Source organism: Aeromicrobium massiliense JC14, from assembly GCF_000312105.1.
GTDB lineage: Bacteria > Actinomycetota > Actinomycetes > Propionibacteriales > Nocardioidaceae > Aeromicrobium > Aeromicrobium massiliense.
In genome coordinates this window covers 1-20248 of the sequence record NZ_HE978637.1, presented here as the reverse complement: position 1 = coordinate 20248, position 20248 = coordinate 1, and the positions used below count along the sequence as shown (strand labels likewise).

General features: G+C 72.9%; 14 protein-coding genes and 1 rRNA gene. 4 read left to right on the top strand and 11 right to left on the bottom strand.

Annotated elements, in window-relative coordinates; all coding sequences use genetic code 11:
- Positions 1-3: 3 nt before the first annotated feature.
- Entirely contained in the window at positions 4-711 is a 708-nt protein-coding gene (locus tag HGAM_RS07090; RefSeq protein ID WP_019144780.1) for a hypothetical protein, read from the top strand.
- On the opposite strand, the gene HGAM_RS18235 is transcribed toward HGAM_RS07090, so the two are convergent.
- Complete coding sequence (locus HGAM_RS18235; protein ID WP_019144779.1) at positions 708-1382, bottom strand: DedA family protein; 675 nt, start codon at positions 1380-1382, stop codon at positions 708-710. The genes HGAM_RS07090 and HGAM_RS18235 overlap by 4 nt on opposite strands.
- A gap of 104 nt (positions 1383-1486) precedes the next feature.
- On the opposite strand from HGAM_RS18235, the gene HGAM_RS07080 reads away from it, so the two are divergent.
- On the top strand, positions 1487-1978 hold the full coding sequence (locus HGAM_RS07080) for a TspO/MBR family protein (protein WP_019144778.1): 492 nt from the start codon (positions 1487-1489) through the stop codon (positions 1976-1978).
- Positions 1979-2032: 54 nt separating this feature from the next.
- Here HGAM_RS07080 and HGAM_RS07075 read toward each other — a convergent pair whose 3' ends face one another.
- Entirely contained in the window at positions 2033-3034 is a 1002-nt protein-coding gene (locus tag HGAM_RS07075; RefSeq protein ID WP_019144777.1) for a trypsin-like serine peptidase, read from the bottom strand.
- A 119-nt stretch (positions 3035-3153) separates the two neighbouring features.
- Positions 3154-3795: a pyridoxamine 5'-phosphate oxidase gene (gene pdxH / locus HGAM_RS07070; RefSeq protein ID WP_038951619.1), complete on the bottom strand. Its 642-nt coding sequence runs from the start codon at positions 3793-3795 to the stop codon at positions 3154-3156.
- Between the two features lie 37 nt (positions 3796-3832).
- Between pdxH and HGAM_RS07065 the strand changes: the two genes are divergently transcribed.
- Entirely contained in the window at positions 3833-4939 is a 1107-nt protein-coding gene (locus tag HGAM_RS07065) for a citrate synthase 2 (RefSeq protein ID WP_019144775.1), read from the top strand.
- A gap of 59 nt (positions 4940-4998) precedes the next feature.
- Here HGAM_RS07065 and HGAM_RS18230 read toward each other — a convergent pair whose 3' ends face one another.
- The 7 genes from HGAM_RS18230 to HGAM_RS07025 all read right to left on the bottom strand — a co-directional run bounded on the left by HGAM_RS18230 (position 4999) and on the right by HGAM_RS07025 (position 18704).
- The gene (locus tag HGAM_RS18230; RefSeq protein WP_245532112.1) at positions 4999-5790 is read right to left on the bottom strand and encodes a class I SAM-dependent methyltransferase; all 792 of its coding nucleotides are present in this window, start codon (positions 5788-5790) and stop codon (positions 4999-5001) included.
- Positions 5791-6027: 237 nt separating this feature from the next.
- Entirely contained in the window at positions 6028-6903 is an 876-nt protein-coding gene (locus HGAM_RS07055) for a rhamnan synthesis F family protein (RefSeq protein ID WP_019144773.1), read from the bottom strand.
- Between the two features lie 62 nt (positions 6904-6965).
- Positions 6966-9938, bottom strand: coding sequence for a glycosyltransferase family 2 protein (locus HGAM_RS07050; protein ID WP_019144772.1), 2973 nt, complete (start codon positions 9936-9938; stop codon positions 6966-6968).
- A 186-nt stretch (positions 9939-10124) separates the two neighbouring features.
- A complete protein-coding gene (locus tag HGAM_RS07040) occupies positions 10125-13469 on the bottom strand; it encodes a glycosyltransferase (protein WP_019144770.1) in 3345 nt (1114 codons plus the stop codon).
- A 228-nt stretch (positions 13470-13697) separates the two neighbouring features.
- The gene (gene meaB, locus HGAM_RS07035; RefSeq protein WP_019144769.1) at positions 13698-14678 is read right to left on the bottom strand and encodes a methylmalonyl Co-A mutase-associated GTPase MeaB; all 981 of its coding nucleotides are present in this window, start codon (positions 14676-14678) and stop codon (positions 13698-13700) included.
- A 4-nt stretch (positions 14679-14682) separates the two neighbouring features.
- Positions 14683-16866, bottom strand: coding sequence for a methylmalonyl-CoA mutase (gene scpA, locus HGAM_RS07030; protein WP_019144768.1), 2184 nt, complete (start codon positions 16864-16866; stop codon positions 14683-14685).
- Entirely contained in the window at positions 16863-18704 is a 1842-nt protein-coding gene (locus HGAM_RS07025) for a methylmalonyl-CoA mutase family protein (RefSeq protein WP_019144767.1), read from the bottom strand. Before HGAM_RS07025 ends, scpA begins: the two co-directional genes overlap by 4 nt.
- Before the next feature lie 74 nt (positions 18705-18778).
- On the opposite strand from HGAM_RS07025, the gene serC reads away from it, so the two are divergent.
- Positions 18779-19885, top strand: coding sequence for a phosphoserine transaminase (gene serC, locus HGAM_RS07020; RefSeq protein WP_019144766.1), 1107 nt, complete (start codon positions 18779-18781; stop codon positions 19883-19885).
- A 130-nt stretch (positions 19886-20015) separates the two neighbouring features.
- On the opposite strand, the gene rrf is transcribed toward serC, so the two are convergent.
- Positions 20016-20132, bottom strand: a 5S ribosomal RNA gene (gene rrf / locus HGAM_RS07015).
- Positions 20133-20248: the final 116 nt, after the last annotated feature.

Genomic DNA, 20248 nt, shown 5'->3' with positions numbered 1-20248 from the left:
GCCATGGTGACGATCTCGGCTCAGTTCAACGGACCGGACGGCTCGGGCAACGGCGGCTACGTGAGCGGCCTGCTCGCCCGGGCGCACGCGACGGACCGGCCGGTCACGGCCACCCTGCGCGTCCCGCCGCCGCTCGGCGCCCCGCTGACCTGGGAGCACGCCGACGGCCTCACCCGGCTGCTCACCCACGGCGGCACCGTGGTCGGCGAGGCCACCGACGGCGCGTTCGTCCGGGACGTCCCGCCGGCGCCCACCGGCGAGCAGGTCGAGGCCGGGCTGGCGGCGTACCCCGGCTTCCACCACCACCCGTTCGACCGCTGCTTCACCTGCGGCACCCAGCGCGGCGAGGGTGACGGCCTGCGCCTGTTCACCGGGCCGGTCGGCGACGGCCTGGTCGCCGGCCCCTTCCACGCGCACGAGGCGTTCGCCGAGCCGGACGGCACGCTGGGCCTGCCCGTCGCGTGGGCGGCGCTCGACTGTCCCGGCGGCTGGGCGGCTGACTTCTCCCAGCACGTGATGGTGCTCGGCCGCATGACCGCGCAGGTCCTCGAGCCGCTGGTCGCCGGACGCTCGTACGCGTCCGCCGGACGTCTCGCCGAGCGGTCCGGCCGCAAGTTCCTCACCGACACCGCGCTGTACGACGACGCCGGCACGCTCGTGGGCCGGGCCGAGCAGGTCTGGATCGAGGTCGACCCCGCCCGCTTCGCCTAGAGCTGCACGTCGCCGATGAGCGGAGACGTCGCGGCGCGCCGGCGCACCACGACGTCCCGCTCGAGCGAGGCGAGATCCGGCGCGGCGACGCCCGGACGACGTCCGCCCAGCACCCGCACCAGCAGCGGCGGCACCGCCAGCGAGGCGACCGCCACGAGCACGAGCCAGCCCGCGCGACCGGCGACGTCGCTCAGCGCCTCGCCCACGACCCCGGCCAGGCTGCCGCCGCCCACGTAGACGGTGGCCCAGAGCGCCGAGCCGGACAGCGAGGCGGCCAGGAACCGCGGGTACGTCAGGCCGGACGCGCCGGCAGCCGCGGGGGTCAGCGTCCGCACCACCGGCACCAGGCGGGTCAGCACGACGGCCGCGGCACCGTGCCGGCGCATCGTCGCCATCGCCCGGTCCAGGTGGTGCACGCCGACGCGCTCGACCACGCGGGTGCGGCGCAGCCGGTCGCCGTGGCGCCGGCCCAGCCCGTACCCGACGTGGTCGCCCAGGCAGGCGCCCACGGTCACGGCGGCACCCAGCGCCACGGCGGCCCACCCGCCGCCGGCCGTCGCGGCCAGCACCACGACGAAGGTCTCCCCCGGCACCACCGCACCGAGGCCGAGCCCGGACTCGGCGAAGGCGGCCGCCAGGGCCAGAAGCAGGACCGTCAGCTCGTCCACCACGTCCCCAGGCTGCGCCGCGCGCGTGTCGGGGGCGCCAACCCGCCGCGTCGTGCGGGTGAACGGACGGACGTGCAGGCCGTGGCGGCCCGTGCTGGTGTGGAGGCATGACCGCCACCGACGTCGCCGCCCGCACCGACCGTCGCTCGCCGCGGCCCTGGCTCGTCCTCGCCGGCCTGCTCGTGGCCACTGCCGTCGTCGCCGCGCTCGGGTCGTGGGCCAACGCCGGCGAGACGACCGGCTGGTACCAGGACGCCGAGAAGCCGCCGTGGAACCCGCCCAGCTGGGTCTTCGGGCCGGTCTGGACCGTGCTCTACGCCGCGATGGCCGTCGCGGCGTGGCTGGTCTGGCGGCGCGGCGGCCCGCTCGGGCTCTGGTGGGCCCAGCTCGCGGTGAATCTCGTCTGGAGCCCGGTGTTCTTCACGCTGCAGTGGCTCTGGCCCGGGCTCGTCGTCATCCTCGCCCTCGACGTGCTCGTGGCCCTGTGCGTGTGGCGCTTCCGCCGCTGGTCGGCGGCGGCCGCGTGGCTGATGGTGCCGTACCTGGCCTGGACGCTCTATGCCACGACGCTGAGCGCCGCGATCGCCGTCCTGAACTGACCGCGGACACGGCGACGGGGACGGCCGAGGCCGTCCCCGTCGCTCGCCGGACGCTCAGCCCTGGGCCTGCTGGTACACCGCCTGCACCACGCTGCCCAGGTACGGACCGAACATCCGGTCGCTCTGCGGTCCGAGGTTGTACTTGAAGGAGTTGACCGAGGTCAGCGTCCCCAGGCCGCTCGCCTCGTCGTACCCGCTGAACCACGGGCCGCCCGAGGAGCCGCCGGTCATGTCGCACACCAGGCCCTGGTCCTGGCTGCCGCCGTAGGTGTCCTGCGCGACGGTGCCATGGCACCAGGCCAGCTCCTCACCGTCGTACGGCGCCGCGGCCGGGTAGCCGAAGGCGTACGTGTAGGCGCCGCGGGCCAGGTTGAAGCCCACGCCCTGCGCGCCCACGGCATCGGCGAGCGTCCGGCCGCCGGACGGGCCGACCACCGCGTAGCCGACGTCGTAGTCGAGGTCGCCCTGGTCGGCCCACTGCGTGGTGGTGAGCAGCTCGGTCGCCGCGAACTGCCCGTACGGCGCGGCGCCGCGGTCGTAGGCCGGGACGAAGGTGAAGTTGGTGGCGAAGTCGCCGGGGCCCTCGTTGAGGCAGTGCCCGGCGGTCTGCACGAGGCTCTCGTTCGCGGCCTGCGTCGAGCTGCCCGAGCAGACGTAGTCGCTGCCGCCCAGGGTGAAGAAGACCTTGCCGGTCGTGCGCACCACGGTGCCGCCCCCGGTGTACAGGCCGCCGTCGAGGTCGGCGTGCTGCTTCGGCCGGGCCGCGGCCGCCCGTCCGCCGACCACCGTCGGCTCGCCCTTCGCCACGGCCCGCTCGGGCGCGGCCGCCTTGCGCCGCGCGGCGTCGCGCACCAGCACGTCGGCGTCCTGGGCCCGGCGCATGCGCTCGGGCGTCCAGTAGCTCTCGGTCCGGTCCTGCGCCGCGGCGCTCACGGTGGTGCGCTCGACGACCCCGGACGCCGACGACGGTGCCGCGGTGGCGGTGGCCTGGCCGGCGAGACCGGCGGCGACGAGCGCCCCCAGCCCGACCGCCGAGGCGATGGTGCGACGGATCATGAGTTCCCCCTAGCTCGGAATGAGTACCTCGACGCTAGGCAGGTCCGGCGGCCGAAGTGCAGTCTTGACTTCCACCGCCGGAGTAGTTAGTTCGGGCTAGTCCGTATAGCCCGAACGGGTCAGGGTGCGAGCCGGGTCCGGTCCCAGCCGCCGGCCGTCCGGGTGAAGACGACCCGGTCGTGCAGCCGGCTCTCGCGGCCCTGCCAGAACTCCATCCGGCCCAGCACGACGCGGTAGCCGCCCCAGTCGTCCGGGCGCGGCACGGGCCGTCCCTCGTACGCCTGCTCGGTCTCGGCGACCAGCCGCTCGAGCTCGCCGCGACCGGCCAGGACGCGCGACTGCGGCGAGGCGACCGCACCGACCTGCGCGCCCCGCGGACGCGAGGCGAAGTAGGCATCGGAGTCGGCCGGGTCGAGCCGCTCGACCCGGCCCTCGATGCGCACCTGGCGCTGCAGCGGGTGCCAGAGCATGACGGCCGCGGCGCGCGGGTTGCGCTCCAGCTCGTCGCCCTTGCGCGAGGTGTAGCGGGTGAAGAACACCGCCCCCCGCTCGTCGAAGTCCTTGAGCAGCACGATGCGCGCGGACGGGACGCCGTCGGGCGTGGCCGTGGCGACGGTCATCGCGTTCGGCTCGGGCACGCCGGCCTCGACCGCCTCGTCCAGCCACCGCCGGAACAGCGTCACCGGGTCGTCCCCGGCGGCCTGCTCGTCCAGTCCCTCGCGGGCGTACTCGGTGCGCATCTGCGCGAGCCTGACATCCACGGGGACACGGTACGACCGGGCAGGGCATGATGAGCCCATGACTGAAGTCCACCACGGCCTCGAGGGCGTGATCGCGTTCGAGAGCGAGATCGCCGAGCCCGACAAGGAAGGGTCTGCGCTGCGCTACCGCGGCGTCGACATCGACGACCTCGTCGGCCGCGTGCCGTTCGAGAAGATCTGGGGCCTGCTGGTCGACGGCGCCTACGAGCCCGGCCTGCCGCCCGCGGAGCCGTTCCCCATCCCCGTGCACTCGGGCGACATCCGCGCCGACGTGCAGAGCGCCATCGCGCTGACCGCGCCCGCGTGGGGCATGAAGCAGCTGTACGACATCTCCGACGAGCAGGCCCGCGACGACCTCGCCCGCACCGCCGTCATGGTGCTGTCGTACGTCGCCCAGGCCGCGCGCGGCGTGGGTCAGCCGTTCGTGCCGCAGAGCGAGATCGACAAGTGCTCCACGATCACCGAGCGCTTCCTGACCCGCTGGCGCGGCGAGGTGAACCCCGACCACGTCAAGGCAATCGACGCCTACTGGGTCTCGGCCGCCGAGCACGGCATGAACGCCTCGACGTTCACCGCCCGCGTCATCGCCTCCACCGGCGCGGACGCCGCGGCCGCCCTGTCGGGCGCCGTCGGTGCCATGTCGGGCCCGCTGCACGGCGGCGCCCCGGCCCGCGTGCTGACGATGATCGAGGAGGTCGAGCAGCTCGGCGACGCGCGCGCGTACGTCAAGAAGCTGCTCGACGGCGGCGAGCGCCTCATGGGCTTCGGCCACCGCGTCTACCGCGCCGAGGACCCCCGCGCCCGCACCCTGCGCCGCACGGCCAAGGAGCTCAACGCTCCCCGCGCCGAGGTCGCTGAGGCGCTCGAGCAGGCCGCCCTGGCCGAGCTGCGCGAGCGTCGTCCTGACCGCGTGCTGGAGACGAACGTGGAGTTCTGGGCGGCCATCGTCCTGGACTACGCGCAGATCCCGCCGCACATGTTCACCGCGATGTTCACCTCCGCCCGCACCGCCGGCTGGAGCGCGCACATCCTGGAGCAGAAGCGCACCGGACGCCTCATCCGCCCGTCGTCGATCTACACCGGCCCGGCGTCGCGCGCCGCGGACGAGGTCGACGGCTGGAACCCGGACTGGGCCCACGCCTGACCCGCTGAGCCACCACGGCCCCGGACCCGCGAGGGTGCCGGGGCCGTCGTGCGTCCGGCTCAGTGCTGTCGAAGACGACGCCGGACGCGGCCGACTCGCGCTCGCACACGAGACAGACGGGTCGGGCGGTGTCCAGCGCGCGCATCGGCCAGGCGGGCCTTGAGCTCGCGGATGCGCTCGTTCTTGGAGCGGAGCTTCGCAGCGGTCGCGCGGAGCCGCTCCTGGCTGGCGCGCAGACGGTCGGCCGAGGCTCGCAGCTCGGCTCCACGCTGGTCCGCCAGCAGGAACGTGCGGTCCAGCCCATCCAGGATCGAGCGCTGCGCCGATGCTCCGCACTGCCCCCGCAGCTCCGGCAGGTCGACGGCCTCGCCCGTCGTGCACAGCCACACGGTCTCAGCCGGGTCGATGCCGAGGGCCTCGCACTCGAGCGGGTCGTACAGGTCACTCATCACGATCGCGGTGACCGTGAGTCCTGACTCCTGCAGGCGGTCCTCGAAGTCTTCACCGTAGAAACGGACGTGATCAGCCTGGCCGAACCGCTCGAGTCGCACCTCCACCGGGGCGGACGGGTCCTCGTCCGTCGGGACACCGACCTTGCGCGGCACCTGCACGAGGGCGAGCCCGCCGTCGGCGAGGACGCGGGCGAGGTCACGCATGGCGGTCCGATCGTCCGGGATGTGCTCCAGGACGTGGAAACAGATGACCAGGCCGACACTGGAGTCGGGCAGCGGGATGTCGGTCAGGCTGGCCTGGACGTTCACCGCCCGCTTGTCGGCCGCGGGGTCGAAGTCCATGCCGAGGTAGCGGCTGCCCGCGTCGCCGGCCGTCGCCCGGATGATCTCCGAGGTCACGGGCGTCGGCGCGACGTCCAGCACGAGGCCCCGCGCCGCGTGCTTGGCCGTTGCTGGGAGCAGCCCGACCAGGGCACGATGCCGCTCCAGACTGCCGCAGTGGCGGCACGCGGCCAAGGGACGTCCGCCTGGCCCGGGGTTGAGCCGGCCGACTCCTTGACAAGCTGGGCAGACGATCGATCCTGGCGTGGGCATCCAGCCTCCGGCGGTCTTGAACGGCGGCGCCCGGACCGAGGTCTAGCAGGCGTGGTAGCCGATCGTAGCCTGTTCCTCCGCTGACAGGACGGCACCGCCACGGTTGTCGAGGTTGCGGAGCGGATAGGCAGGGTCCGTCCGGGCCAGGAACTCGCGGATGCCGTCGAACATCTCTGGGAAGCGCTGCTCGCACAACGTCAACAGGTGATCGGTGCCCAGGAAGTAGGGGTCGTACCGCAGCGTGTCGAACTTGACCAGCGGGAGGCGACCGTCGGCCAAGGCCGCATCGGCATATGCGACGGCAGGGTTGAACGGCGTTCCGATGGGCGGGATCGACTGGCCCGTGCGCCCCAGGGCGACATCCCGCTGCCGCCGCTTGCGCTTGTACCACGCGTCCCGCCGCCAGGCGAGGTCCTCCTCGGCTGCCGTGGGCCGGAAGTACGGCTCACCGACGAACCCCGCGGCGTCGAGGGCGCCGCTCAGCCCCACCTCCTGGTTGTAGATGGCCTCCACGCGCGTGGCAGCCGGGCGCATCCGGCGCCAGAACTCGGTGAACGCGCGCGACTGCAGCACCGGCGCGCGCATCACCAGGAAGAAGCTCTGCAGGTGGCGGGTGATCTGGTCGCTGAGCGTCACCCCCCAGTACTCGACGGGGCGGCCGTCCATCTCCGCGAACATGTGCCCCGGATCGCGCAACATTCCTACGTAGGTGTCGTTGGTCAGGACCACCTCGTCGAAGCCGTGCGACAGCCGCGCGTCCAGGACCGTCTTCCAGCCGAGGAAGTCCTGTCCGACGTTCTCTCGTTCGACGACGTCGGCGAACGGCGTGACCTGGATCCGCGCGTCGGCCTGCAGCGGCGAGGTCGTCACCAGCACGACCTCGTCGCAGACCTCCGACATCTGCTTGAGAAGACGCACGACATGTGGTCCGGCGAGTCCGTCAGGGTCCCAGTGGGCTACGGCGGCGAGTCGGCGCACGGTCAGTCCTGTTCCTGATCGGGGAGCATGGTCAGGACCCGCTCGCGCAGGGCCCTCACGACCGTCGACGTTCCCCGCGACTGCAGCAGGGCGTGACGAGCGTCGTCGTCGAGCCGGGGCTCGTGGTCGGACCGCAGCATCGCGACGAGCTCCTCGTAGGACCCGAAGCTCTGCACGCCGCTGGCCCACGGCGTGGTCTCTGCGCCTAGGTTCGTGATCACGGCCCCCCGTACGGCGAGCGCATCGATCACGAGCGGGGACCAGAATCCTTCCACCACGGCGGCGTGGTCGTGCAGGACGACGACGTGTCGAGCCGAGCCGAGCAGCTCGGCCCACTCCGCCGGACCATCCGGCCACGGGAGCACCTCGGCGGGTGGACGCTCCTTGGGGTCGGCGCGTGTCAGTGCCGCGCGCCAGGTCTCTCCCACGACACGGAACGGCACGCCTGCGTCCTGCAGCGTTCGGACGACGAGCGGCGCGAGCTCGACCGAACCCACGACCAGCACCGGCTCGGCGCCCGGGGTGACGGTCGCCGGTGCCGGCCCACTGAGCGTGCCGGCCACCCAACCGCCCTCGAACGACACCGGTGGACGCGTGATCTCGGGGCTGATCCCACCCGGGCCGCCCTCGGTCGAGCCGATCGACAGGTCGCCTGCGCTCGCGTTGGCCGGGACGGTCCACGGCGCGGCATGGACCCACCGCACCCGGACGACCTCCTGCCCCTCGGGCATCGAGGCCTCCGGAACGAGCGCCAGGACGACGTCGTCCAGATAGCTCGCCGAGTGGTCCACCCGAGCGCTGGGCTTGATCACCGCGACGTCACCGCACGCCTCGATGGCATCGACCAGCGCCGCGCTCCAGGCGCGCACCCAGTCGGAGGGGTGCTCGCCGACGAGCAGGAGCCAGCGCAACGACCCGGCGGCCCGCTCAGGCCGGTGCACGACCGGCCGGACCGGGTCGAGCGGCGCGTCGTCGACCGTCCAGTGCGTGGCCTCCCATCCCCATCGCCGCCAGAACGAGGCCGGGGTGGCCCGCACGGAACCGGCGTGCCGCTCGCGGAAGACTCGCCGGGTCGCATGTCGGTCCTCGCCGCCGCGCGGTGCCACGGGCACGTGCATGCGCGCGTCGCGCACGAGGACGAGCCCGACGTCGGGCTGACGCGCACGCCAGCGCAACGACAGGTCGGCGAGCTCGAGCTCGTCGCGCATGAGCGGATCGAGCCCGTCGAGCTCGAGCAGCGCGGCGGCACGGAGGGCGACCGCGGAACCGCTCAGGGCGGCCAACGGCGTCCGCGACTCCAGCACCTCCAGGTCACCGACCGGATGCCCGGCGAGCAGCTGCGCCGGGACGGCCTCACGGCGGGCGAAGACCGAGCCCGCCGTGACGACCACCGAGTCGTCGCCGCGCACGACGACCGGCTGCGCGGCGTCCGCCCCGGCCTCCAACGCCTCGATGAGGGCCGGCACTGCCGACGGTCGCGGCACCACTCCGCCGTCGAGCAGCACCACGTGCTCACCCGTCGTATGGGCGGCGCCCACCGATGCGGCGGTCGCGAAGGCCACCGGACGCTGGTGCCGCAGGTACCGCACGTTCGACGCGCCGGCGACCAGGGAGAGGGTGCGTGCCAGGATCTCCCGCCCCCGCGACACGTCCACCACCACGATCTCGTGGTCGACGCCCCGAAGGGACGACGCGACCGCGCGCATCGCCCGCAGCACCGTCAGCGGACGGTCGTTCGCGGTGACGACGACGCTCACCCGACCCTGGACCCGCGGAACGCGGCGTGCCGCTTCCCAGTCGACGACGTGCCGCTGGTGCACCACGTCGTTCCAGGCCATCGGCTCACGGACCGAGATCCGGTCCTCGGCCGAGGAGTCGTTCGTGTACGCGACACCGACCACCGGCACATGGACCAGGTCCGTGTGCACCGACAGGCGGAGCACGAGGTCGTAGTCGACGGCGCGACGCAGGCCCTCGTCGAAGCCCCCGACCGTGCGGAGCAGGTCGGTGCGCACCACGAGGACGTTGAGGTCCACGTGGTTGTCACGCAGCAGGATCTCCCGCGTCAGTGAGGCGACGCACCGGAACTCCGAGCCCTTCGCGGTGCGCTGCTCGAGCGTCCCGTAGGCCGCTGTCAGCCCACCGTCGCTCATCACCGCCACCATCGCCTTGAGGAAGCCGGGCTGCCACACGTTGTCGGAGTCCAGGAACGCGACGTAGGCGCCACGCGCGTGGGCGATGCCGGCGTTCCGAGCCGCGCTCACGCCCTCGTGCGGCCGGCTGACCAGGCGCACACGTTCGTCACGGGCGGCGAGCGCGCGCACGACGACCGCGGTGTCGTCGTCGGATCCGTCGTCGACGACGACAGCCTCCCAGTGCGGCCATGTCTGAGCCTGGACCGACTCGATCGCGCCACGCAGCGAGGCGGCGCGGTTCCAGGACGCGATCACGACAGACACGAGCGTGCTGTCGTCCCGCGGCGTCGGCGGGAGGTCGGGAAGGACGTGGCTGTCCGGCAGGGACGTGACCAGCGCGGGGATGCGAAGTCGCGAGATGTCGGTCCACAGCCGGCTGCTGCGCGTCCACGACGGCAGGACGTCCCCCCAACGCACGATCCGGCGGCCCTCGAGGGTGACCAGCGGCAGCATCGTGTCGTCGCCGAGAGTCGCGGCCAGATGGGCCAGGGGCCCGTACGGGTGGTCCAGCGCCTCCGGGTGGTCACGCAGCCAGAACGCCAGGTCCCACCCAGGGTGCGGGGACCTGCTCCAGAGCTTCCTGCGGCGCAGATAGGTCCCGAACGGGGTCGAGCGGTCCAGCACCTTGCGCACGGTGGTGGGGTCGAACAACGGATGGGGTGCCAGTCCTGCCTCGGCTCCCTCCGCCAGGTAGTGCGCCACGGCGTCCTCGAGCGTGGAGAACGCGGCGCCGGCCTCACCGGCGTACCAGCTCACGTCGAACGCCCCGGACTCCAGCATGACCTGCGCGTCCCGCCGCGAACGCTGCGCCCGGACGGGCACGGCGGTCGGCGCCGCCGGAGGAGCCGGCGTCGGGCGGATCCGGCCGTGCACGGAGCTGATCCGCTTTCTCATGCTGTCGGGCTTTCTGCAGAGGAGCTGGCTCGGCTGACGCCGAGGTTGGGAGGTCGGAGGGCCGTCGTCACATTACACGTCGCCACGTGGGGCGGGACCCGGACCTGCCACCCGGAGGGAATGGTCCACCTCACGCTGGTCCAGGACGTCGGCCAGCAGCGTGCGGGCGCGGGCGTCGAACGAGTGGTGCTCTGCGACGGCACGAGCGTTCGCCCGGCGGGCTTCGTCGTCGGGCCAGCGGGCGCACGCGGGGTCGAGCAGCGTCGACAGGTCGTCCGCCGTCCGATAGACCTGGACGGATCCGCCGAACAGCGCGTCGAGCCCCTCGACCGCGTCGCTCACCACCCGCGCGCCGGCGGCTACGGCGTCGAACAGGCGATTCGAGACGAAGCCTTCGACCGCCATGTCACGCCAGTGGTCGTTGAGCACCACGTCAGCCCCGCGGTACGCCGCCGGCAGCTGCTCGTTGGGCAGGAGCTCGGCCCGCACGAGCTGCGGATCGATGAGGCCGTCCCAGTCTCGACCGAACACGGTGAGGTCGGCCCCCGCGGCGACCGCGTCGCGCACGACCGGGCGGAAGACCTTCCGCGAGTTGCCGACGAACAGGACGCCCAGGCCGGCGGTCGCGGCACCCTGGGGCGAGAAGCGGTCTGGATCAGTGGCCTGGAGCAACGGCCGCACCGACACGCCGCTGCGCGTCGTCGCTCTGTCCGCCCAGGAGCGGCTGGCCGCATAGATCCGGTCGAAGCCCGACCGCAGCTCGTCGTCGCTCACGTCGTCGGGATGGCTGATGACCCACAGGAGGTTGGTCGCGCCCGGCTGCGGCGAGACCCGATCGAGTCCTCGGAGGGTCAACGTCACGTCGTCGAGGTAATCCGAGGCCGGCCGGACGTGCACCTCACGCCGATCGACCACCACCTGCTGGCCGTAGCGGCGCAAGGCCCGCGCAAGGTCGGCCGCGAAGTGGGTGTCACCCCACGCCTCCCCCAGCGGGCCTGCGGGGGCCGCGATCTTGATCGACCAGCGCAGACTGGGCAGGCCCGCGGCGGGGCCGTCCTGCACCGTGGCCCGCGGACGACTCAGGATCGTGCGCACGGACGTGCGTCGCCGGCTGGCCGGCAGCCCGCCGTCCACCAGCCGTTGCGCGACGGCGAACCCAGCCTGCTGCCACGGCCGGTCGTCCGGCCCCGGCAGCTCGGCACCCCAGCGCGCCAGGAACCGCAGCCGGTTCGGCTCGATCCGGTCCATCCGGCCCGGTGTCTTGCTCTCGGCGTGCACGACGCGGGATGCAGGAACCGTCACGAAGGCACCGGGCTGCTGCTGCGCGACACGCAGGCACAGGTCCACGTCCTCCATGCCGTTCACGAACACGGGGTCGAACCCGCGCGCGCTGACGACGGTCTGCGCACGCATCATGAGGCACGCGGCCGTGGCGGCCCGGAATCGCAGGTCGATCTCCGGCACGAGGTCCTCGACGGGATGCCCGGCCAGGAAGTGCGACGCGACCGTGTGAGGCCCGTGGAACACGGTGCCGGCCGTCTGGATCGTGCCGTCGGGATACAGCAGCAGGGACTGCGTGCCCAGCACGCCTGGCTCCGCGAGGGCGGCCACGAGGGGCTCGAGCCAGTCGGGCTGAGCGACGGTGTCGTTGTTCAGGAACACGACCGTCTCACCCGTCGACCAGACGGCACCGAGGTTCGAGCCTGTCGCGAAGTTGGTGTTGACCGGCACGTGCCGCACCACCACCCGGTCGTCGCCGGCAAAGGTCGCGGCCAACGTCAGCGCGACGTCGGGGGCCGAGCCGTTGTCGACGATGACGACCTCCATGTCACCACTGCCGTGGGCGAGGGCGCTCGCCACGGCCGTCGTGGTCATCTGCCAGTCCCGGTACGTCGGCACCACGAGCGACACGCGGTCCGCGACCCGCGTGGGCAGCTCGTCGGCGGCGCCGGCCCAGTCCACGATGCGCTGCGCACGCACGACGTTCTCGTCGGTGGACGTCCACCCGCGAGGGGCCGGTTCCCGTCCCAGGTCGCGCCCACGCACGCCGATGAACGGTGCGAAGGTCAGGCTGTCGCCGAGTCGCAGCAACAGCTCCCACCCTCGCTGGTCGCCGGCGGTCTCGGCGAATCCCGCCCGCACGAGCTCAACACGACGCACCAGCACGCCGCTGAGCGGGCGCGCCCGGTGCCAGACGCGGTGCTCGGCCAGCGGCAGCGGGCCGACTGTCGCGCCCGCCGCCTCGTCATGGATCGCAGCGTAGGCACCCACGCCGTCGCCCGCCGCCGTGACGAGTCCGCACAGCAGGTCGGGGTGCCACGACTCCTGGGGCTGCCACACCATGACGAAGTCCTCCGCCGCGGTCGCCGCGACCGCGGCGAGGCGAGTCCCGACGTCGCGGGCGGCCGTCTCGACCCACTCCACCCGGTGGCCGGCCGTCCGAGGTTCGATCTCGACCCTTGAGCCGGCCTCCGGCTCGACCGCCACTCGTAGCACCACGTGCTCGTGGGTCTGGTCCAGGACGCTGCGCAAGGTCTTGATCGTGCCCGCGTCCCAGTCATGGGCGTCCAGCAGCACGGCGACCGATGCCGTGGACGAGCACCGGGTAGGGGAACCGGCGGCGACGGCCCACGCGGCGACGGTGCTCACGGTGCGCGGGCCGGCCAGACCCAGCTCGTCGGCCGTCGCCATCATCGTCGCGCGCAGCGTGCCGAACCGGGCCGGGCGGACGCCGGATCCTGGCGTCGGGACCGTCATCGTGTCGTCGTCGGCCTCCTCGAGGAAGTGGGCCAGCGGTCCGCTCCGGTGCTCGAGCGCCTCGGGGTGGGCGAGCACGTACTCGCCCAGGTCCAGGTGAGGACCAGCCGCGCCCCTCGACTGGCCGGCTCGCAGGAGCTGGCTCAGCAGCAGGGTGCCCCGGGCGCCACTCGTGCGGCGATACCACTCACCGACGAAGATCGGGGTGAGGGACAACCCGTCGGCCTCTCCTTCCTCGAGGAAGTGCCATGCGGCCGCCCGGCCGCTCGGGAACGTCCGTCCGACCTGTCGCTCGTAGAACTCCCGGTCCACCACTCCCGAGCGCAGGATCGCGCGCAGCGCCTTGGCCTGCTTCTCCCGTCGCACGACGAAGTCGGCCCAGGAGCGTCCTTCGACCTTCGGAGTGGGCTGAGCGGCGCGGGCACGGTCCAGGTAGGCGCCGACCGGCCCTCCAGGATGGTCGACGCTGTCCGGGACGGCAGCGACGAAGCCGACGTCGTCGAACCAGCGACGAACCGGTAGCGTGCGCGCGGATCCGTCCAGGACCGCCTCACGGACGGCCTCAGGGCGGAGCACCGCCGTCTCGGTCAAGGGGTTCGGTCGCAGACCCTCGGCGGCGCCGCGAGCCAGGAAGTGCGCCACCGCCTCGTCAGCCGTCATCCCTCGACCGACCTGCAGCGCGTAGTACCACGGGTCGAACAGTCCACCGGCCAGGACGGCCCGCGTCTCCGTCGATGTCGCAGCGGGCCGTTCGCGGCGCCCCGGTGCCCTTCGTCGCACGGCGCCCATGAGGCGCTGTGGGCTCAACGAGCTCACGTCCTCCCCCTCTCGTCGGTTCCGGGGGCACGATACCGGCGTCCGGCACGGGGAGGTGGCCCCTCCGTCTCGCTAGTCGTCCCAGGCGGCGATGATGCGGTCGGCCGCCGTGGCCGCCGGCATGCGTCCGGCCAGCACCTCGGCCCGCACCTCGTCGCGCACGCGGGCGACCTCCGGGTCGCTCGCCAGCCGCTGCTCGAGCTCGTCGCGCACCAGCGCCCAGGCGAAGTCGAGCTGCTGCTGGGCCCGTTTCTCGCACAGCCCGGCAATGCCGAGGAACTCGCGGTGCCTCAGCACGCGCTGCCACACGGTGTCGATGTCGGTGCCCTCGACCGCCGAGCAGGTGAGCACCGGCGGCACCCACCCCTGGCCGCCGGCGTGGACGAGCCGCAGCGCGCCGGACAGCTCCTTGGCCGCGGCCCGCGCCTCGGTGACGCGCTCGCCGTCGGCCTTGTTGACCGCGATGACGTCGGCGATCTCCAGGATGCCCTTCTTGATGCCCTGCAGCTGGTCGCCGGTGCGCGCGATGGTGAGGAACAGGAACGAGTCGACCATCCCGGCCACGGTGATCTCGGACTGGCCGACGCCCACGGTCTCGACCAGCACCGCGTCGTAGCCGGCCGCCTCGAGCACGGTGATCGCCTGGGCGGTGGCGCGCGCGACGCCGCCGAGCGTCCCCGCCGTCGGCGACGGGCGGATGTACGCCTGCGGGTGCGCCGAGAGCTGCGCCATCCGGGTCTTGTCGCCGAGCACCGAGCCGCCGGTGCGGACGCTGGACGGGTCGACCGCGAGCACGCCGACCTTCTGCCCGCGCCCGACCAGGTGCATGCCCAGGGCCTCGATGAACGTGGACTTGCCGACGCCGGGCACGCCGGAGATGCCGACCCGCACCGCGCCCCCGGCGTCCGGGGTCAGGTCGGCCAGCAGGTCGCGCGCCAGCGCGCGGTGGTCGGCGCGGCGCGACTCGACCAGCGTGATCGCCCGCGACACCGCCGCCCGCTGCCCGGCACGGACCCCGGCGGCGAGCTCGGCGACGTCGATCGTCCGGGGCACGGGCTCAGTGCCCGAGCTGGTCGGCGAGCTTGTCGAGCAGGTCCAGGGCCGAGTCGGCGATGACCGAGCCGGGTGGGAACACCGCGGCGGCGCCCATCTCGAGCAGGGTCGGGACGTCGTCGGGCGGGATGACGCCGCCGACGACGATCATGATCTCCGGCCGGCCGAGCTCGGCCAGCGCGGACTTGAGCGCCGGGACGAGCGTGAGGTGGCCGGCGGCCAGCGACGAGACGCCCACGATGTCCACGTCCGCGTCCACCGCCTGCTGGGCGACCTCCTCGGGCGTGGAGAACAGCGGCCCGACGTCGACGGTGAAGCCCATGTCGGCGAACGCCGAGACGATGACCTTCTGCCCGCGGTCGTGCCCGTCCTGGCCCATCTTCGCCACCAGGATGCGCGGGCGACGGCCCTCGGCCTCCTCGAAGCGCTCGGTCTTCGCGATCACGGCCTCGACGTTGCCGGCGCCACCGGCCTCGGAGCGGTACACACCCGAGATCGTACGGATGACCGCCTGGTGGCGTCCGTACACCTTCTCCAGCGCGTCGGAGATCTCGCCGACCGTCGCCTTGGCCCGCGCCGCGTCCACGGCGAGCGCCAGCAGGTTGCCGTCGAGCGAGCCGTCACGGGACGCGCCACGCTCGGCGCTGTTCGTCAGGGCCTCCAGGGTGCGGCGCACCTCGTCGTCGTCGCGCTCGGCGCGCAGCCGCTCGAGCTTGGCCACCTGGGAGGCGTAGACGGCCTTGTTGTCGACCTTCAGCACCTCGAGCGGGTCCTCGTCGGCCAGCCGGTAGGTGTTGACGCCGATGACCGCCTGCTTGCCGGAGTCGATGCGTGCCTGGGTGCGGGCCGCGGCCTCCTCGATGCGCATCTTGGGGATGCCGGCCTCGATGGCCTTGGACATGCCACCGGCCTTCTCGACCTCCAGGATGTGCGCCCAGGCGCGGTTCGCCAGGTCGTGGGTGAGCTTTTCGACGTAGTACGAGCCGCCCCACGGGTCGATGACGTCGGTCGTGCCCGACTCCTGCTGCAGCAGCAGCTGGGTGTTGCGGGCGATGCGGGCGCTGAAGTCGGTCGGCAGCGCGATCGCCTCGTCCAGTGCGTTGGTGTGCAGCGACTGGGTGTGGCCCTGCGTCGCGGCCATCGCCTCGATCGCGGTGCGGCCGACGTTGTTGAACACGTCCTGGGCGGTGAGCGACCAGCCGGACGTCTGGCTGTGCGTGCGCAGGCTCAGGCTCTTGGGGTTCTTCGGGTCGAAGTCGCGCACCAGCCGGGCCCACAGGGCGCGGGCCGCGCGCAGCTTGGCGACCTCCATGAAGAAGTTCATGCCGATGGCCCAGAAGAAGCTCAGCCGCGGCGCGAAGGCGTCGATGTCCAGGCCCACGTCGAGCCCGGCGCGGATGTAGTCGACGCCGTCGGCCAGCGTGTACGCGAGCTCGAGGTCGTTCGTCGCCCCCGCCTCCTGCATGTGGTAGCCGGAGATCGAGATCGAGTTGAACCGCGGCATCCGCTGGGCCGTGAACGCGAAGATGTCGGAGATGATCCGCATCGAGGGCGCCGGCGGGTAGATGTAGGTGTTGCGGACCATGAACTCCTTGAGGATGTCGTTCTGGATGGTCCCGGCCAGCTGCTCGGGCTTCACGCCCTGCTCCTCGGCGGCCACGATGTAGAGCGCCAGCACCGGTAGCACGGCGCCGTTCATCGTCATCGAGACGCTCATCCTGTCCAGCGGGATGCCGTCGAACAGGGTGCGCGTGTCGTAGATCGAGTCGATCGCGACGCCCGCCATGCCCACGTCGCCGACGACGCGCGGGTTGTCGGAGTCGTAGCCGCGGTGGGTCGCCAGGTCGAAGGCGACCGACAGGCCCTTCTGCCCGGCGGCGAGGTTGCGCCGGTAGAAGGCGTTGGACTCCTCGGCGGTGGAGAAGCCCGCGTACTGACGGATCGTCCACGGCTGCGTCGTGTACATCGCCGGGTACGGGCCGCGCAGGAACGGCGTGAGACCCGGGTAGGTGTCGAGCGCGTCCAGGCCATCGACGTCGGCGGCCGTGTACAGCCCCTTCACGTCGATGCCCTCGGGCGACGCCCACGGCTGGTGGCCGGCGGTCGCGGCGGCCAGCGCCTCGGCGTCCGGACGCGGGGCCTGCTCGGGGTCGAGCGGCAGGCCGGCGAAGCTCTTCGGGATGCTCATGCGAGTGCCTCTCGGGTGCGGCGCAGGAAGGCCAGGGCGTCGAGCCCGGCGGCGGCGGAGTCGTCCAGCTTGGCGTCGACCGCGTCCGGCTTGCCGGCCAGGACGACGCGGGCCGCGCCCGCCTCGCGCAGCGCGGCGACCAGCGCGGCGCCCCACTCCCCGTAGGCGGCGTCGGTGCCGGCGAGCACGGCGACCGGCGGACGTCCGGCCTCGGCGTACGCGGCCACCACCGCCTCGGCGCCGTCGGTGGCCCCGGCGACGATGGCGTCGATGCCGCCCGCGGCAAGCAGGTTGCTGGCGAACGTCGCGCGCGCGGTGTGCTGCGCGACCGGGCCCATGGTGGCCAGGAAGACCGGCTGCCCGACCGGCTCGTCGCGCATCTGCTCGAACTCGGCGGCGTAGCGGTGCGGCTGAGGCCGGGTGGACGTCGCGGGGCGCCGCTCGGGCAGCTCCTCGCGCAGGTTCGGGAACTCGCTCACCCCGGTGATCGGACGCTTCCGGCGTGCCACCTGCAGCGCCCGGTCCGAGACCGTCGTGGCGATGCGGTCGCGCAGCAGGTCGAGTGCCGCCGGCACGCCGCCAGCAGCCTCGAGCTCGCCGAACAGCTCCCACGCCGCGCGGGCGAGGTCGTCGGTGAGCTTCTCGATCGCGTACGACCCGCCGGCCGGGTCGGTGACCGCACCGACGTGCGACTCCTCGATGAGCAGGCTGGACGTGTTGCGGGCGATGCGCCGGCTGAACGGCTCCGGCAGGCCCAGGCGCTCGTCGAACGGCAGCACCGTCACCGACTCCGCCCCGCCGACGCCGGCCGCGAACGCCGCGACCGTGGTGCGCAGCATGTTCACGTACGGGTCGTACTTCGTCATCATCGGCCGCGACGTGACCGCGTGCTGCGCCATGCCGCGGTGCTCCTCGGCGATGCCGCTGAGCTCGCCGACGCGGGCCCACAGACGGCGCGCGGCGCGCAGCTTGGCGATGGTCAGCAGCTGCTCGTCGGTGGCGGCCAGGCGGAACTCCAGCAGTCCGGCGGCGGTGTCGGTCTCGTGCCCGGTCGTGGAGTCGGCGTCGGTCAGCACCCGGAGGTACGCGACCCCTGCGGCCAGCACGTAGGCCAGCTCCTGGACGTCCGAGGCGCCCAGGTCGTGCGCGGCCGTGCCGTCGACGGTGATGGCCCGGACGCCGGCCCGCACCGCGAGGGAGGCGACCTCGTCGACGACGTCCAGCTCGGTCACGCCATGGCCACGCAGACGGTTGCCGATCGGGTCCGCGCCCAGCGAGGTGCCCTCGGCGGGCTTCACGCCCTTGTCGTCCAGCACCGCGACGAGGGCCTGGGCGGCGTCGACCGGCACGGTGGGCGCGTCGAGCACGACCGGGGCGAGGTCGAGGAAGACGGGCTCGAGCACCTGCGCCAGGTCACCGGGCGCGATCTCCCCCTCGCCGACCTGGAGCCACAGCGACGTGACGCCGTTCTCGAGGTCGGTCACGACGTGGTCGGTGGTGGTCCGCGGCTCCGGGTCGGCGAAGCAGGCGCGGACGTCCCAGGCGTCCTCGGGAGCCTTCACCCGGGCGCCGCGCGTGTACGGCGCCTGGCCCGGCAGTCCCGGGTCGGTCAGCCGGGCGACCAGGTCGGCGGTGCCGAGCGGCGTGACCGCGATGCCGTCCACGGTGCTGGTCGACAGCCGGCCCCACACGTCGGCGTCGGGCGCGCCCTCGCCCAGGCGGCCGGACTTCCGCAGCACCGCGGCCGTGGCCTTCTCCCACTCCTCGCGAGTGTGCTGCGCGCCCTCGGCGAGCGGGATCTCCAGGGCGTCGGCGTCGACGGGGGGTTCGGGGACCATAGCGGCATCGTACGGAGCGTCCCGCGCGTCGGCATGTGAGGTAGTCCACTGCGGCCGCCTGCGAGAATGGCCGCGTGCAGATCCCCACCGAGCTCCTGCCCGCCGACGGTCGCTTCGGCTCCGGACCCTCCAAGGTGCGCCCCGAGGCTTTGGCCGCACTGGCCGCCACCGGGACGACGTTGATGGGCACCTCCCACCGGCAGGCACCCGTCCGCGGTCTCGTCGGCAGCATCCGCGCCGGGCTGGCCGAGCTGTTCTCCCTCCCCGACGGCTACGAGGTCGTGCTGGGCGTTGGTGGCTCGCACGCCTTCTTCGACGCCGCCACCTTCGGGCTGGTGCGCGACAAGGCGCAGCACCTCGTCCACGGCGAGTTCACCCGCAAGTTCGCCACCGCGACCCAGCGGGCACCGTTCCTCGCGGACCCGACGGTCATCGAGTCGGACCCGTCCACCCACCCCGCGCCGGTCGCGGAGGCCGGGGTGGACGTCTACGCCTGGGCGCACAACGAGACGTCCACCGGCGTGATGGTGCCGGTGGGCCGCGTCCCGGGCGCTGACGACGACGCCCTCGTGCTCGTCGACGCCACCTCGGGCGCGGGCGGCCTACCGGTCGACATCTCGCAGACCGACGTCTACTACTTCGCCCCCCAGAAGACCTTCGCCTCGGACGGCGGGCTGTGGGTCGCGATCATGTCGCCCGCCGCGATCGAGCGGGCCGAGCGCATCCAGGCGGAGGGACGCTACGTCCCCGGGTTCCTGGACCTGCCGACGGCGATCGACAACTCCCGCAAGGACCAGACCTACAACACGCCGGCCCTGGCGACGCTGTTCCTGCTCGACGACCAGGTGCGCTGGCTGAACGACCGCGGCGGGCTCGCGTGGGCGGTCAGCCGCACGACCGAGTCCTCGACCGTCCTGTACGACTGGGCCGAGCGGTCGGAGTACGCCTCCCCGTTCGTGCCCGACCCGGCACAGCGCTCGCTCGTGGTCGGCACGATCGACCTGGACGGCGTCGACCAGAAGACGCTCACCGGCGTCCTGCGCGAGAACGGCGTCATCGACGTCGACAGCTACCGCGGCCTGGGGCGCAACCAGCTGCGGGTCGCGATGTTCCCGGCGATCGAGCCGGACGACGTCCGCCGGCTCACCCACTGCCTGGACTGGGTCGCCGAGCGGCTCTAGAGCCGTCCCACAACGACGAAGGGCCCACCGCCGTGGCGGTGGGCCCTTCTCGTGCGCGGACGCGATTCATCCGCGTAAATGGCTGCGAGGCCGCCCCCTGGTGTGGGGGCGGCCTCGCGCTCTAAAGGTTGTCCGGCGACGTCCTACTCTCCCACCCCCTCCCGGGGGCAGTACCATCGGCGCTGAGAGGCTTAACTTCCGGGTTCGGAATGTTACCGGGTGTTTCCCTCTCGCCATGGTCGCCGAAACTCTATGGAGATATCAAAACCAGTCACCATCCCCCACCGGCCCCGGGGGGGGTTGTGTGGTGGTGGTTGGTTCCCGTTCGTATCTCGGGAACCTCACAGTGGACGCGCATTCGTT